General features: G+C 65.9%; 15 protein-coding genes. 12 read left to right on the top strand and 3 right to left on the bottom strand.

All coding sequences use genetic code 11. The features are described 5' to 3' along the window. Positions 1 to 160: 160 nt before the first annotated feature. From QM624_RS00130 to QM624_RS00085, 10 genes are all read left to right on the top strand, one after another. Positions 161 to 1204, top strand: a complete 1044-nt coding sequence (locus QM624_RS00130; protein WP_415088040.1) for a zinc-binding dehydrogenase — start codon at positions 161 to 163, stop codon at positions 1202 to 1204. 214 nt (positions 1205 to 1418) lie between these two features. Further along, a complete protein-coding gene (locus QM624_RS00125; protein WP_415088039.1) occupies positions 1419 to 2909 on the top strand; it encodes an FGGY-family carbohydrate kinase in 1491 nt (496 codons plus the stop codon). Between the two features lie 171 nt (positions 2910 to 3080). After that, positions 3081 to 3869: a GntR family transcriptional regulator gene (locus tag QM624_RS00120; RefSeq protein ID WP_415088038.1), complete on the top strand. Its 789-nt coding sequence runs from the start codon at positions 3081 to 3083 to the stop codon at positions 3867 to 3869. Positions 3870 to 4257: 388 nt separating this feature from the next. Next, a complete protein-coding gene (locus QM624_RS00115; protein ID WP_415088037.1) occupies positions 4258 to 5100 on the top strand; it encodes a class II fructose-bisphosphate aldolase in 843 nt (280 codons plus the stop codon). Between the two features lie 56 nt (positions 5101 to 5156). Then, positions 5157 to 6602 carry an FGGY-family carbohydrate kinase gene (locus QM624_RS00110; RefSeq protein ID WP_415088036.1) on the top strand — a complete coding sequence of 482 codons (1446 nt, stop codon included), beginning with the start codon at positions 5157 to 5159 and terminating at the stop codon, positions 6600 to 6602. A gap of 207 nt (positions 6603 to 6809) precedes the next feature. Further along, on the top strand, positions 6810 to 8345 hold the full coding sequence (locus QM624_RS00105; protein ID WP_415088035.1) for a BglG family transcription antiterminator: 1536 nt from the start codon (positions 6810 to 6812) through the stop codon (positions 8343 to 8345). Further along, a complete protein-coding gene (locus tag QM624_RS00100; RefSeq protein WP_415088034.1) occupies positions 8342 to 8788 on the top strand; it encodes a PTS sugar transporter subunit IIA in 447 nt (148 codons plus the stop codon). The genes QM624_RS00105 and QM624_RS00100 overlap by 4 nt, the downstream gene beginning before the upstream one ends. Before the next feature lie 94 nt (positions 8789 to 8882). Continuing rightward, a complete protein-coding gene (locus tag QM624_RS00095) occupies positions 8883 to 9377 on the top strand; it encodes a PTS sugar transporter subunit IIA (protein WP_415088033.1) in 495 nt (164 codons plus the stop codon). Between the two features lie 11 nt (positions 9378 to 9388). Further along, positions 9389 to 9676, top strand: coding sequence for a PTS sugar transporter subunit IIB (locus tag QM624_RS00090; protein WP_415088031.1), 288 nt, complete (start codon positions 9389 to 9391; stop codon positions 9674 to 9676). A 6-nt stretch (positions 9677 to 9682) separates the two neighbouring features. Then, positions 9683 to 11062: a PTS galactitol transporter subunit IIC gene (locus QM624_RS00085; protein WP_415088030.1), complete on the top strand. Its 1380-nt coding sequence runs from the start codon at positions 9683 to 9685 to the stop codon at positions 11060 to 11062. Positions 11063 to 11238: 176 nt separating this feature from the next. Here QM624_RS00085 and QM624_RS00080 read toward each other — a convergent pair whose 3' ends face one another. Next, positions 11239 to 11895, bottom strand: coding sequence for a GOLPH3/VPS74 family protein (locus tag QM624_RS00080; RefSeq protein WP_415088029.1), 657 nt, complete (start codon positions 11893 to 11895; stop codon positions 11239 to 11241). A gap of 117 nt (positions 11896 to 12012) precedes the next feature. On the opposite strand from QM624_RS00080, the gene QM624_RS00075 reads away from it, so the two are divergent. Together QM624_RS00075 and QM624_RS00070 are read left to right on the top strand one after the other, a co-directional pair. Next, a complete protein-coding gene (locus QM624_RS00075; protein ID WP_415088028.1) occupies positions 12013 to 12498 on the top strand; it encodes a SigE family RNA polymerase sigma factor in 486 nt (161 codons plus the stop codon). Continuing rightward, positions 12491 to 13726, top strand: a complete 1236-nt coding sequence (locus tag QM624_RS00070; RefSeq protein ID WP_415088026.1) for a hypothetical protein — start codon at positions 12491 to 12493, stop codon at positions 13724 to 13726. The genes QM624_RS00075 and QM624_RS00070 overlap by 8 nt, the downstream gene beginning before the upstream one ends. 76 nt (positions 13727 to 13802) lie before the next feature. Here QM624_RS00070 and QM624_RS00065 read toward each other — a convergent pair whose 3' ends face one another. Both QM624_RS00065 and QM624_RS00060 read right to left on the bottom strand, forming a co-directional pair. Then, on the bottom strand, positions 13803 to 14399 hold the full coding sequence (locus QM624_RS00065) for an HAD family hydrolase (RefSeq protein ID WP_415088025.1): 597 nt from the start codon (positions 14397 to 14399) through the stop codon (positions 13803 to 13805). Between the two features lie 139 nt (positions 14400 to 14538). Then, positions 14539 to 15477: a zinc-binding alcohol dehydrogenase family protein gene (locus QM624_RS00060; RefSeq protein ID WP_415088024.1), complete on the bottom strand. Its 939-nt coding sequence runs from the start codon at positions 15475 to 15477 to the stop codon at positions 14539 to 14541. Positions 15478 to 15531: the final 54 nt, after the last annotated feature.

Genomic DNA, 15531 nt, shown 5'->3' with positions numbered 1-15531 from the left:
GAGTGCGACCGCCAGAAGGCCGTTCCGGCCGCGGTCGTGACCAATATTCCAGCGAAGGAGTGTCCATGTGCAGCCAAGCGAAGCGAGGCGAGCGCCTGTCGGGGCCAAGCCAGCGAGCGATCACCCGTGATTCGGTCCAGCGCGGCAACGGAGCGAATTGATGCGTGGGTTCAGCTATCGAGGCAAAGACGTGGGGGCCGTGCTGATGGAGGTGCCCACGCCGCAACCAGCAGCCGGGGAACTGCGGGTTCGAGTCGAAGCAACCACGATCTGCGGGACTGACCTACGCACTATCCGTGGTGAAAAGGACAAGGGCATCAAACCCGGGGTGATCCTCGGCCATGAAGTCAGCGGATACGTGGACGCTATCGGTGCTGGGGTGACCGGGTTCGACGAGGGTGATCAAGTCATCGTGTCGGCGAGCATCTTCTGCGGGCTTTGCAGGCAATGTCGCCGAGGTCAGGAGCACCTTTGCGATCGGCATCGCGTTGTTGGTCACCACTACGACGGCGGTCTCGCCGATCACATGTTGATTCCGCGTGCCGCGCTTGAGGGCGAGCTTGTGCTGAAGGCGCCGAGGGAACTGGACCCGGCTGAGGTAGCGCTGGCGGAACCGCTCTCGTGCTGCCTGAACGGACTGGACAACTACCGAGTCGAGCTCGGCGACACAGTGGTCGTCGTCGGCGGTGGGGCGATTGGGCTGCTTCACCTGCAGTTGGCCCTGCTGTCCGGCGCCCAGCAGGTGATCGTGTCCGACCCGTCGCCCAGTCGGCGGCAACAAGCCGAGGTACTCGGAGCCACGCACACCGTCGACCCGATGAACGAGGACCTGGCTGGGGTTATCGCGGACCTGACCGACGGCGAGGGCGCGGATGTGGCGGTGTTGTGTATCGGTGTCCCGCAGCTGGTCGATGACTGCCTGCGCCTGGTGCGCAAGCGTGGTCGGGTGTGCGTCTTCGCCGGTTTGGCTGGTGAAGGACGTTCCTCGATCGCCGCCAACCTGATCCACTACCGGGAGGTGGTGGTAGTGGGTTCGTCCAATGCCGGACGGCACAACGTAGCTCGCGCTCTCGACCTCATCGTCAAGGGGGCTATCGATACAAAAGCAATGGTCACCCATCGGTTCGGCCTGTCAAAGGTGGAAGAGGCGGTGGAGTTCGTCGGGTCCGGCGCGGGTATCAAGATCGCCGTGGTGCCCGATTGAGGTCGTGGTAACTGGCCGGCAGCGCGCTCCGCCGGTTGGGGGTTCCAGCCGCACGGTGTTTCCCACCCGCGCTGCCCAGGCCGCGACTTCGCAGGACGATCCCACTCGTCCTCCCTTTCACTCGTCACCACTAGTCACTCAGATTCGTACAGAGCGGGCCCCGATCGTCGGCCCGTGCTCCTGGGCAAAGAAGCTCACAGGAAGGAACGCCACTATGGCGACAGACAACAGGCTGGTCATTGGAATCGACTTCGGCACCGGAAGCTCGAAAGGGGTGCTCGCCAGAGCCTCCGGCGAGGTGATCGCCACGTCCACGAAGCCGCACCGGACGTCGATGCCGAAGCCCGGGTTCTTCGAACATGACGCAAACGAGGTCTGGTGGGCTGACTTCAAGGCCATCATCGCCGACCTCCTAGCCGAGGCGGACGGACCGATCGCCGCCATCACCACGTCAGGAATCGGCCCATGCAGCGTGTTCTGCGATGCCAATGGTGAGCCTTTGCGCCCCGCGATCCTGTACGGCGTGGACACGCGGGCGACCAAGGAGGTCGAGGAACTCACCGCAAGCATCGGGACCTCGGCGCTCCTTGATCGTTGCGGCAACCTGTTGGGCTCACAGGCGCACGGCCCCAAGATGCTGTGGACGGTGCGCAACGAGCCCGAGGTGTGGGAGAAGGCCAAGTACTTCTTCATGGCGCAGACCTACATCGCGTTCAAGTTGACTGGTGCCTACGTGATCGATCACCAGTCGGTGTCGATGTTCGAGCCGATGTACTCGCCGAAGACGCAGGATTGGATTCCCGAGTGGTGCGAGTTGGTCGCTCCAGGCATGGCCTTGCCGGAGCTGAAGTACTCCAATGAGATCGCTGGCTACATCACCGCCGAAGGCGCCGCGCTGAGCGGTCTGCCCGAAGGTATCCCCGTAGGCGTCGGTGGGACAGATGCATATGTCGAGGGGCTTAGCGTCGGCGTCAAGGATCCAGGCGACGTCGTGCTGATGTATGGCTCGACGATGGCACTCAGCCTGATTGCCGACCACGTGATGACTAGCCCGGAGTTGTGGTCGCTCACCGGCCTATACCGGGATTCGTTCACTCTGATCGGCGCCTTGTCGGCCTCAGGTGCGCTGACTAGCTGGCTCGGTGACTTCACCGGCTCCGATTTCGGTGCATTGAGCGCGCAGGCTGTGGAGGCCGGGCCGGGTTCCAACGGTCTGCTCGCGTTGCCGTACTTCGCAGGGGAACGAACTCCAATCAGTGACCCAATGGCGCGCGGTGTGATTGCGGGTCTAACCCTGACATCCAGCAGGGGTGACGTATACCGCGCCTTGTTGGAGGCCTCGGCCTATGGTGCCCGGCATCTGCTGGAAGCTATCCGGGCTGCTGAGGGTGAAGACAAGCGCATCGTGGCGGTCGGCGGTGGCACCACCGGAGGTCTGTGGACGCAGATCGTCTCCGACGTCCTGGGTATTGAGCAGGTACTACCAAAACTGGCCATCGGCGCCAGCTATGGTGACGCGCTCATCTCAGCCCAGATCATCGGGGCGGCGGACGAGTCCACCACCTGGATGGAGGCTGCCGGGCACGTGTTACCCAACCCGGCCAACAAGCAGCTCTACGACGACTTCTATGGCCGCTACCGAGAGTTGTACCCGGCGACCAGAGACGTCGCGCACTTCCTGTCCGCCTTCCAGCTGGCCAAGTGACTTTGGGTAGTCCCACTGCAGGAGTCTGTGGGGTCGATGATTCGGTTCGGCCCCACAGCGCAGGCCCACTCAAGTGGCACTTCCCGGGCGTCGCCCGAACCAAGGGGGCATCCGACCCTTCCGCTACCATGAACGGCAGCACAGCCGCTTGTCGTGGACGGAGTTTGCCGGATGTCTTCTCCCGAGCCCATCGGGTCTGCACACATCGAGCGACAGTCGGAGGTGCCCTACTATCAGCAGCTTGCGCGCACGCTGGAGGAGCGGCTTCAATCGGGCCAGATCGCGCCCAATGCTCGGCTGCCAAGCGAGAACGCACTGTGTCAGGAATTTGGGCTCTCGCGGGCGACTGTGCGCCAGGCGTTGCAGCAGCTCGAGGCCCAGGGCATGGTTCGTCGGGTGACGAACCGCGGCGTCTTCGCCAGTAGTCAAGAGGTTCAGCTCGGCTGGACGATCCAGGACAGCGAGTTCCTGGAGAACGCGCTCACTCATCAGAATCGTTCGGTATCGACGCAGGTAATCCGTTCCGGCCCCGAGACCCTTCCGAGCTTCGCGCAGCAAGGGTTGGGGCTTCCTGTCGATGCCGAGGGCTTCAGCCTGACGCGGCTGCGCTTTCTTGATGGAGTGCCTACGGTTTTCAGCACCAACTACTTTCCCCAACGGGTGGGTGCGGTTGTCGCGCAGGCAACCGACACGCTGGCGGGCACCGGTTCTCTGACGAGCCTGTTGAGAGCCGCCGGCTATAGGCTGCAGGGGGTGCATCGTTTCGTGTCCGCGGTCCTGCCTCCTACGGAGGTCGCAGAGGCGCTGCAGATCGCGCCCGGAACACCACTGGTGCGGATTCGATCCACATCCTGGACGAGCGATGGCTACTGCTTCGACGTCTACGAGACGTATGTCAACACCGACGTTGTGCAGTTGGAACTGGCTATTGCTGCCGTCCCTCGCGCTCCGCGACAGTAGCCAACCACAGGTGAAGCCCGCACTCTTGGGCTGGTGTGCCAAAACCCAGGCATCTGGATTTTGCCTGGCTGATCCGACGACGGGTCGGCGCTCTTCAACGTGCTGATGTTGAGGGCGGATCGATGTGTCCCGTGCCCTCGGGGTGTGCCGGTCCAGCTCTGGGAATGCCCGAAAACCACGCCCCTTCTCTCTCGTCGACCGCTTGACTCGATCGCGGTACCGATTATACGGTTGGTACGTACAATCCGTACAGACGGGTGTGGTTCGCATCTCGATGATGTCGACGCCCATCCGTCCCGGCGGCCCGTAGACCCATCTCGTCATATGACGCTGTAGCCGTGGGTGTTCCACGCCGTGTCGCCGACATTCGACTGAGAGGACGATCTAAATGGGACTGGTTTCGGGACTTCGAGTTATCGACGAGTGCCTTTCGAAGGGCCTAGTGGCGGGGGCGTTCAACACCACGAACCTCGAAACAACGATGGGTATCGTGCGCGCCGTCGAGGCCACCCGCGTGCCCACGTTCGTGCAGGTGGCGCCGACGAACATCACGTTGTCTGGGTTCGAGTACATCCACGACATGGTGAGCCGGCGGCTCAAGGACGTGGACGTGCCAGTCGCGCTGCACCTCGACCATGGCCGCACGCTCGATGACGTGAAGGACTCGTTGGCGGCCGGCTTCACCTCGGTGATGCTCGACGGCGCGGAGCATCCGTTCGACAAGAACGTTGCTCTGACCCAGCAGGCTCGCGCCTTGACCCCGACCGAGTACGCACTGGAGGCGGAACTGGGCAGCATCGGAGGCAAGGAGGATGAGATCGGTCCCGAGTTCGCCGCCACGACCGACCCCAACGAGGTGCCGGCGTTCGTCCAAGCCGTCGGGTGCGACATGCTCGCCGTGTCGGTGGGTAACGTCCACGGCTATGCACCGAACGCCCGGGTGGATTTCGACCTGTTGGGCAAGGTCAAGGAGGCCAGTTCCGTGCCTCTGGTCATCCACGGAGGCTCGGGCCTGCCGGTCGAGCAGTTCGGGCGCTTCCACGAGTTCAACGTGGTCAAGGTGAACATCGCCAGCGACCTGCGCAACGCGATGATCCGATCCTTCGGTGAAGCCTATGTGGCCAATCCGAACGAGCATTCCCTGATTCGGGTGTCGACCCAGGCGGTCGCGGCGATCGCCGACGTGGTCGAGCGGCGCATCCGACACTTCAACCCGCGGCTGGGCGCCTGAGCCGGCTCCTTCACCCGATTTACACCACATCAGGCATGCCCGTTCGAGGAGGATGAGTGAAACCGACCGCAACGATCGACATCGGAACGACCCGGGTGAAGTTCTGCCTGTTCGACGCTGCTGGCCGGCTCGTTCGGGCCGAAGCGGTGCCGACGCCGAGCAGCCGGGATGCCTGGGGCCCGGTCTACGACCTCGACGCACTGGCGTCGTTGATCTCGGCCTTCTTCGGGAGTCTGAGTGCGGATGAGCGCCGCACGCTTGCAAAAGTGGCGTTCTGTGGGGTCGGGGAGTCGGGCGGCCTGGTGGCCTCAGATCTCAGCCTGCGATCTCCGATGATCCTGTGGCACGATCAGCGCGGCGCCCCGTGGCTCAACCGGCTGACGGCGGCCGAGCGGGCCGGGATCTACCGGGTGACCGGCCTGCCGGTGAATCCCAACTACGGCCTGTCGAAGGCGGCCTGGGCGGTTGAGGCCGCCGGGCGTAGCGGGGGAGATGCCTGTTGGCTCAACATATCGGAGTACCTGGCCGCCACGCTGACCGGTGAGCGCTGGGCCGAGCACTCGCTGGCCAGCCGGACGATGGCCCTCGACCTGATCGAATTGGCCTGGTCGGCGGAGGTCTGTGGATTGGTGGGCATTGACACCAGCCTTTTTCCCGATCTGCACCCGGCTGCCGACGGGCGTCCGATCGCGGCCCACCAAGCAGCAGCACTGGGACTGCCTGCGACCGTTGAGGTGCATGTCGTCGGGCACGACCACATCGTGGGCGGGGTGGGTGCTGACCTGCAGCACGGTGAGCTGCTGAACTCGACCGGAACGACCGAGGGTCTGCTGCTACTGGTCGAGCGTCCGTCGTTGGGCGAGGCGACCGCACAGACCAAGCTCGCCAACGGCAGGGGATGCGGGGGCGACGACTTCACCCTGTTCGCCTCGATCCCGACCGGCGGGGCCGCGTTCGAGGGCCTCCAGCGCATGCTCGGCATGTCTGCGGACGCGCTGGCTGCGCTCACCGATGACCTTGCCCGGCGATACCTGGCCGGCGACATCGACCCGTCCGCTGTGCCCGTGGTGGTCCCACAGTTCCGGGGCAGCCCACCGCCGGAGAAGTCCCATGATGCGCGTGGCCTGATTGCCGGGCTGTCGACCGACACTGGCGTCGAGGACGTGGTATTTGGCTGCTTCCTCGGTCAGGCCATCCAGTTCCGCAAGGTGCTCGACCTGTTCGGCCTACCGGTGAGTGGCGTGAAGGTGATCGGCCCGGCCAGCCGGAACGCACTCTGGCTCCAACTCAAGGCGGACGTCCTTGATGTCGAGCTCAGCGTCTCCACTTTCCCCGAAGTGGTCTCCCGCGGTGCGCAGGCGCTGGTCTCGGGCGAGCATAGCGAGTGGGAGACCAGCGAACCCTGGACGGTGACGCCCGACGGAGATCGTCGTCGCCGCATTGATGAGTGGTACGAGGACGCCCGTCGAACCATGCGGCGGATACAGGCCCTGGACTGGTAGGCGCTGGCGGGCTCACCGCCGGGCCACAACGGGAGCGGTTCGAGCGCCCGAGGAACGAGTGCGCCGACGAACCCTTTTATGACCGCTCTTCGCGGCGGCGTCGTGGGCATCGGAAAGCCGCAATGTGTCAGTAGTTGTGGACACAACTTGGCATTCACTCATCTCTGGGAGATCACTAGCCTCGATTGAGTAGGGGGTTTTCATCACGTGGATGTGAACGGGCGCCAAAAGAGCACGCTGAATCACCTGCTGTCAGCTCGCGATTATGTGACGGCAGGCGAACTCGCGACTCGACTCGGCGTTTCCGTGCGCACCATTTATCGCGATATTGCGGCGATCAACGCCGTTGCTCCCGTGGTGGTCAACGCCCCCGGCAAGGGAATCAGGATCGACTATGCGGCCTTCACTGCAGAGGCCGAGCGGATCGCGAAGGGCAAGGGGAGTCGTGGGCTCTCCCTCGAGGCCCGTCGCCGTTCGATCCTGCTGATGCTGCTGGTCTCCGCTCCCCAGCCACGCTCCGTGCTGGAGTTCTCCGAAGCGTTCCACGTGGGGACGTCCTCAATCCAGAAAGACCTGACCCACGTCGCCCGATTGGCGGCCGAGAAGCGCCTGGCGCTGACTGCCGACAGCAAGGGAACCAGGCTGGTCGGGGTCGAGAGCGATATTCGCGACGCCATCGCCGATGTCATGGTGCCGCTCATCGTGCGCGACGACGCGATGCCGGACGAGGTGGGCAGCGAATTGGAATTCCTGCGCAGCCAGGGAATCTTCGGCGAATCGGATCTCGATCGAATTGCGGAAGCGGTCGGCGCGGTCGAGGAGGATTATTCGCTCCATCTCGAGAATCCCTACTACATCAACCTGGTCACCCATCTGCTGATCGTGGTCGAGCGAATACGGCAGGCCAGCAACAATGGTGAGCCTGCGGATTCATTGCTGGACGAGCGGGCGAGGCGTGCGTCCATGCACGATCGGGCGCTCGCCGCCGCTGCCGTCGACCTGCTCCGCCACCTTGAGTCCGCACTCGACCTGGCGATTCCGCACTGGGAGGCCAGCCACGTCTACGCGTTCCTCCAGGGATCTGACTCCAGGCCCGATGAAGCCGTGGGCGCGGACCTCGAGGGGGACGTGCCGGCCGACGACGCACTGCAGTTCACCGCGGAGTTGATCGGCAGAGTATCGACGGCCCTGGGGCTCCCGTTGACGGACGACCGGAAGCTCCTGGACAAGCTGGTGCTGCACGTCAAGCCCATGCTGTTCCGGACGGCGCACGGCGTCCAGATCCGCAATCCGATCTTGGACGACGTCCGCCACCAGTTCCCCGACCTGCTGGCTCTGGTGGTCGCCAGCCTGGGCGGGCTCGAGGCCGACCGCGGGCTCAACCGCTCGAGCGAGTCGGAGGCGGCGTACCTGGTGCTCTACTTCCAGCAGGCCCTCGATCGCGCCCGGTGGCAGCTCCGGGTCGTCGTGGTGTGCTCGACCGGCCGCGGGACGGCCCTGTTCCTGCGCAGCCGGATCGAGCGCAGGTTCCCCGACTGGCACATCGTCGAACTCGTCGGGGTCCGCGACCTGGAGCGCGTGGTCGCGCGGATCAACTCGGCCTCGGATATCGACTTGGTGATCTCCACCATTCCGCTCGACGGCCTGCCGATCCCGACGGCCGTGGTGAACTCGCTCCTTACGCCGCTCGATGTCGACATCCTGATCGCCAACGCGGCGAAGGTTGGCTGGGTGCCGTCATGAGCGAGCAGTTGTGGACCTTCGACACCCGTGGCTCGGGTGACCCGGTGGGGCGCTCCCTGACCGCCCTGGCTGAGGTCGGCATGATCACCGATGTCCCGGCGGCCGCCGACCTCATCCGAGAACGCGAAGCCGACGGTTCCACATACGTGGGGCGGGGAACCGCGCTGCCGCACCTCGTCGGGGACGCCGCGCGCTCATCCGGGGTGCTGGCCACGCGATGCGACCCGACGGAATGGGGCGATGCCGAGGTGTGCCTGCTGGTCTTCCTGATCGCGCCGAGCGTCGCTGCCCTCGGCGAGGGCCGGATCGAGAGCGTCCTGCGCCGGCTCGTGGCCATCGGGCTCGACGCGCCGTCGGACCGGCACGCCCATCAGCAGACCCTCCAACTCCTGACGGAGTTGGGAGCCCGAGACATCGAAAGAGAGAAGGAAACATGGGCGTAGTCAGAGCACGATTGTGCGGCCGGATCGGTGCACTCGAAGCCGCGAATCCGGAGGCCGGGGCGAAGGCCCGCCGGTTCGCGACGGGGCTGGCCTCATGATCACGATCGGCGGGCAGAGCCTGATCTTCGAACCCGGCCAGGTGATCATCGCAATTGATGCGGCGACCTCCATGGAGGCGATCCGTCCGCTCAGCCAACGCCTTATCGAGGCGGAACTGGTGGCCCCCGACTTCCTGACACACATCATGGCCCGCGAGGCGACGTTCCCAACGGGCCTGCCCACCGAGCCGGTGGGTGTCGCCATCCCACACACCGACCCCGAGCACGTGCACGCCAGCGCCATGGCGGTCGGCGTCCTGAGCCGTCCCGTCGACTTTGGCGTGATGGGGGCCGGTGACGACGAGGTCACCCCAGTATCGGTGATCTTCCTGCTGGCCATCGCGCCGGGCACCGGGCACATGAACGTGCTGGGTTCGCTCATTCGCCTCATTCAGGACGCGGAATTCCTCGGCGGCCTCAGTAATTCGTCCGCGCCCAGCATTCACGCCGCCATCGTCGACGAGTTCAGCAAGAACTCGCAGAACAAGTAAAGGAAACAGATATGGCCAACAAGAAGAAGATCCTGTTCGTTTGTGCAACGGGTGTCGCCACCTCCACCGAGGTGGCAGAGCGAGTGACGCGCTTCCTCAAGGAGAACGGCATCGAATGCGATGCCGAGCAGACCAACGTCGCTGCGGTGCAGAGCCGTGCCCAGGGCGCCGACCTGGTGATCGCCACCACCAAGATTCCCTACGAGTTGGGTGTGCCGACGCTGCGCGGTCTCCCGCTGATCACCGGGGTTGGCGAGGAAGCTCTCCTCGCCAAGATCAAGGAAATCATGCAGGGCTGATCAGAAATGGGAGACTTCACGCAATCTCTTTACGACGCGGTCCAGTATTTCCTCGGGTTCGGGCCGACTGTCATGCTGCCGATCATGCTCTTTCTGGTCGGCCTCATCTTCAGGACGCCGCCGGCTCAAGCGCTGAAATCGGCGCTGCTCGTCGGCATCGGTTTCGTCGGCGTCTACGCGATCTTCTCGATCCTCACCGAGAACATTGCGGGGGCCGCGAAGGCGATGGTTGACCGCATCGGCGTTGATCTCTCCATCGTCGATCTCGGCTGGCCGCCACTGGCAGCGATCACCTGGGGCGGGCCGATCGCGCCCTTCGTGATCCCGTTGACCCTGGTGATCAACATCGGCCTGATCTCACTGCGGTGGACGAAGACGCTCGATGTGGACATCTGGAACTACTGGCACTTCGCACTGGCCGGAACCCTGGTCTACTACGCGACCGGGAATTTCTTCCTGGGGCTGCTCGGTGCCGCAGTGGTGGCCGTCATCATTCTGAAGATCGCCGACTGGTCGGCGCCGATGGTGTCCAAGACCTTCGGGTTGGAGGGAATCTCGCTGCCCACCCTGTCGTCGGCGGTCTTCTTCCCCGTCGGGTTGTTCTTCAACTGGGTGATCGATCGGATTCCCGGCCTGAGGAACATCACGATCAAGCCGGAAACGATCCAGCGCAGGCTCGGTGTGTTCGGTGAACCGATGATGATTGGCACGATTCTCGGAGTGCTGCTCGGCATCGCGGCGGGCTACGACGTCCAAGGGGTGCTCACCCTGGGTATCAACCTGGGTGCCGTCATGTTCATCTTGCCCAAGATGGTCGCCATCCTGATGGAGGGCCTGCTGCCGCTGTCGAGTTCGGTCAAGGGCTGGCTGTCCAAGCGCTTCCCGGATCGCCCTGATCTCTACATCGGCCTCGACATCGCCGTCGCGGTCGGCGAGTCCGCGGTCATCGCAACCGGCCTGCTGCTGGTGCCGATCTCGCTGGTGCTGGCGTTCATCGTCCCCGGCAACGGTGTGCTGCCACTGGGCGACCTGGCCAACCTGGCCGTCTTCGCCTCCATGATCGTGCTGGCCTGCCGGGCGAATGTGTTCCGCGCCCTGCTGATTAGTATCCCGATCCTCATCGGCAACCTGTTGATCGCCACCGCCATCGCGCCGGTCATCACGAATATGGCCACCGCGGTCAAATTCGACTTGAGCGGCGCGAGCCAGGTGTCCGGCTTCCTGGACGGTGGTAACCCGCTCCGGTTCTGGCTGGTCCAGATCTTCAGCGGGCAATGGATCGCACTGGCACTCATACCGGTGGTCGGCCTTCTGGTGTGGTTCACCTACAAGAAGACCAAGGCCGAGGTGTACGCGGCCGACGAAGAGGTTGCCGCTCACAACTGATGTGGGAACGACCGGCTGGCGTCCGGTCTGACCAACGACGTGGGCGGCCTGGGTAGCCAGGCCGTCCATCTCGCCGACTGGGACGGATCGAGAGACTTGGCCGTCGCCGCGGATCCTGTTGATTAACCGCACGTCGAACCCCCCTCGAACCGAAACCGGTCGGCGAGCGATCGAGATCAGCCGGCGGCTGCGGCGTCCCGGCCCTGGAAGGCGCGTTCCATCGCCTGGGCCGGCCAGTATTGCTTGAGCAACTCCTTGCCGCGGCGCTTCACCGCCCGCTTGTCGACGCCCCGACCCCGGTCGATCACGGACGTGACCAGGCCCGAGCCGGTCAGCAGCGCGGCCAGGGACGCCACGTGCGCGTCGGGTGTCGCGCCGAACAGGAACACCGCGTCGAGCTGTTCGTACAGGGTTGCCTCGTAGCGTCCGTCTACGCTCACCCAGCGGGTGGTCGGCACCAAACCGAGCACGCGATGCGGCGTCCGGCTGACCAGTTCGGCCTGGGCGAGACGTTCGTAGACCGCGTCGACAGCCTTGTGATCGACCAGTTTGCGGCTCAGCCGTTCGACCAGCGTGGACAGGTACCAGTTCGGTTTGCCGCTGATCACGGTGAGTGCCTCGGCGAGCAGGGAATCGGCCGGCCAGGCGGCGTCCGGGACGGCGACGACACGGTTCTTCCGCACCGACTCACCCGGTTCGGTGGTGCGGACGTTGCCGGCGAGCGCCAGGTCGCTGAGCAGTCCGCCGGCCACCAGCAGGTCGGTGTAGCGGGCCAGTTTGCGGCCGCTGGTGTCGTCGGTGCCGAGCAGCAGGATGTCCTCGGTCAGCAGCATGGTGCCCCTCTCGGTAGCCCGCGGTGGGATTGAATGACAACGATCATGCCCGGTGCTGCAACGCGGCGCCCCGTTGCCGCGTGTGTGCAGGGTATGACGCTTGTACAGGAGGCGCCGGTGACCGTGAGTCGGTTCGAGGACTACGTCGCCACCCGGTCGGTGGCGCTGCAGCGCTTCGCCTACCTGATCACCCGCAACGCCGAGGACGCACGCGACCTGGTGCAGGACGCGCTGCTCGGCCTGTATCCACGATGGACGCGGGTGAGCGGCGCCGGCGACGTGGACGCCTACGTCAAGCGCAGCATCGTCAACGCGAGCATCAGCCGCTGGCGCCGCACCGGCCGTGAGCAGGTGAGCGACGAACTGCATGCCGTCACCCCCGACCATGCCGGCGACGTCACGGACGCCGAACTCGCCTGGCAGCTGTGCGAAAGCCTGCCGCCGCTGCAACGGGCCGCGGTCGCGCTGCGCTTCTACGACGACCTGGAGTACGCCGAGATCGCGTCGATCCTCGGCTGTGCCGAGGCAACCGCCCGCTCCCACGTGCACCGGGCCCTGACCCGGCTGCGCACCCAACTGATCGAGGACGACACCGATGACTGAGCGCAACACGCCCGACGAGGATCGGGGCGACCGGGCTGAGCGGGCCTTCCGGGACGCGCTGCAGCAGCACGCCGACGAGCCCGACTTCCAGCCCTTGGAACTTCCCAAGACCGTGGCCTCCCGGAGTGGATTGCCGCGCTGGCTACCGGTGGCGGCCGCGGTCGTGCTGGTCGCGGCCGTGGCGATCCCGCTGGCGATCAGCCGGTTCTCGGGCAGCTCGCCGAGTTCGGCCGTGCCGGCCGCCGCGCCCGAGAGCACACCCAGCGATGCGGAGCCGACGGCGTCGGCACTGGCATCCAGGCCCGGGTGGCGCTGGGAGTCGTACCGGGTGCTCAGCTACCAGGTGCCGGACCGCTGGGGTTACGACTTCGCCCTGGGGACGGCCTGGTGCGCAGGGCGACCCCAGCGGCCTTCCGAGCCATTCGTGGCGCTTGCCCCCGAGCTGTTGCCGGTCAGGGCCGTCGGCTGTCCGCGGAACCTGCCCGCGAAAGATCTGCAAACCTTCGTGACAGTGCGTCAGGTGACCGCCACCGATCGCGGCTGGGACCTGCCACAGGGCTGGACGGCGACCACCAGTGAAGAGGTGGACGGCTATGTGGTCGAGGTCGTGCACACCGATGCCTACGCCACGGTGGCCGACCAGATCATCGCGTCCGTCCGGCCCATTGGCGCGATCGATCCGAACGGCTGCCCCGCCCGGAGCGCCCTGGATCCCAAGGTGGTGAACTCGTCGGTGGCGGGCAAGGCGTCGGTGCCGGTCACGCTGTGCCAGTACGACCTCGCGAGCACGCCCGGGCAACTGGTGGCTTCGAAGGCGCTGGCGGACAACGACGACGATCTGGACTACAACGCCCGGCAGGTGAGGGCAGCGCTCGCGAAGGCACCCAAGGGCAGCGGTCCGGACGATACGTCCTGCGAGGTGGTCGGCGACACCGCCGTCCTGGTCCGGCTGCAGGACGGCTCCGTCCCGTCGCTCGGGTCGGACGTCGTGGTGCGCTACGCGGGCTGCCAGGGAAACGGCATCTTCACCGCCACAGGTAGCCACAAGCTGACCTTCGAGGCCTGCCACGCCGTGCTCCAGCGACCGCTGATCTTCATCAGCGGCCACGGTCGTGCCGCGACGCTGTGCGTGCCGCCGAAGGAAGCGGTCGACGGGCCGACCCCCAGCAGGTCGCCGACCGCGTCGGTTCCGGCACCGACCCCGCTCCCGTCGCAGAGCCGTAAGTGACGGGGTAGCTGCCGCCGCCAGTCGAGCTTGTCGGAAGCCTAAGTTCTGGTCTCGACAAGCTCGACCAACGAGGGGGTTAGAGCACGCCGCAGTCGATCAGCCAGTTCCGGGTGTCGGCGTCGTCGACCCACAGGTGCGCGCGCCATCCGGCCTCCAGTGCGCCTTCGACGTTCTCGGGGCGGTCGTCGACAAAGGCGATCTCGGACGCCGCCACCCCCAGGTCGGCGGCGGCATGGTCGTAGATCTCCCGCCGCGGCTTGGCTACCCCGATCAACGCCGACACATAGACCCGGTCGAAGTGCCGGCGCCAGGGTGCCGCCTCGATCGCGTCGCCGAGCACCCGAGGTGCGTTGGAGAGCAGGCCGGTGAGCCGTCCGGACGCCTTGGTGTCGGCGATCAACTGCTCGGCCGAGGGCCGGATCCGGGTCCAGATCGTGGCGTCGGTGGTGGCCAGCAGTTCCACGTTGTCGGTGGAGGCCGGCAATCCGAGCCGGGTCAGGAACGGTCCCCAGTAGGCCTCGTCCGGTGCGCCCTCGTCGTAGTCGCGGCGCCCCTCCCAGTAGCCGGCGGCGAAGTCGTCGGTGGTGACCCCGAGCAGGCCGGCCGGATGGGAGTGGATGTCGGGCGGTGAGGCGAGCACCTGCCCCAAATCGAAGACGACGGCGCGAATCATCGGACCATCATGGCGTCTTCCGCCGTTGGCTTCTCGTCATCCCGGCCTTCTCGTCATCCCGGCGGACGCCGGGATCTCGGCACCGGCTTGACTGCCCGGTCCCGAGATCCCGGGGCGGAGCCCGGGATGACGAGGTGACTCAGAACACGATGACGGCGCGGTGGTCGGTGCGGGTGTCCGCCCAGGCAGTGGCGATGTCGTCCAACGGATAGCCGACGGCGTCGACCTGGACGGCGCCCGAGGCGATCAGCTCGGCGTAGCTCGCCGCGGCCGTGGCCAGCACGTCGTGGGTGACCGAACCGGCCCCGCTGCCGCGCAGGGTCACCGACCGGCTGCGCAGCACCGCTGCAGGTACCGACGCAGTGGCACCGGCTGCTGCGCCGATCTCGACGTAGGTCACCGGGTGGGCGACGTTAGCGAGTCCGCGGGTGCCCAGCGCGGTCAGCGCCACCTCGGCGACCGGACCCCAGAGGAAGTCCAACACCAGATCGGGCTGGTACTCGGCGACCGCATCGCCGAGCGCGTCGGCGTCCAGCGAGACGGTGGCGCAGTTACCGAGTGCGGCTGTCCGCGCCAGGGCGTCCGGATTGCGGCCGGCGGCCAGTACCCGCGTGACGCCCAGCGCCCGGCAGTTCTGAACGGCGAGCCGGCCGGCGCTACCGGTGGCGCCCAGCACCAGCACGGACGCCTGCTCGGGGTTCGTGAGGTAGCTGGTGAGCGGTAGCCAGGACGACATTCCTGGGTTCATTCCGGCGGCCAGGGCCACCGGGTCGGCCTGGTCGGGCACCGGCAGGGTGAGCCGGACGGCGGCCCGCTCGGCGAAGGTGCCGTAGGGATCGGTGGTGAAGCCGGTGTAGCACAGGGTGCCGTCGGAACGCCGGGCGACCGCGTCCACCCCGGGGATCTTCGGCCAACTGTCGGTCGAGCCGTAGTGGCGTCCGGAGACCAGGCTGCGGACTACCGGATGGATGCCGGCCGCGACGATCTCGACGAGTTCGGCGCCGGGAGCGAGCTCGGGTTCGGCGAACGTGCCGGCGACCGGGGCCTCACCGGGAGCGGTGACGACTGCTGCACGCATTGCAACCTCCATTGAACGATGTTAAATGCTTACCTCGCCAGTATCGCTTAACAT

The sequence above is a fragment of the Micropruina sp. genome (genome assembly GCF_047606365.1).
GTDB lineage: Bacteria > Actinomycetota > Actinomycetes > Propionibacteriales > Propionibacteriaceae > Micropruina.
The sequence above is the reverse complement of the archived record's forward strand: the minus strand, read 5'-3'. Positions and strand labels throughout refer to the sequence as shown.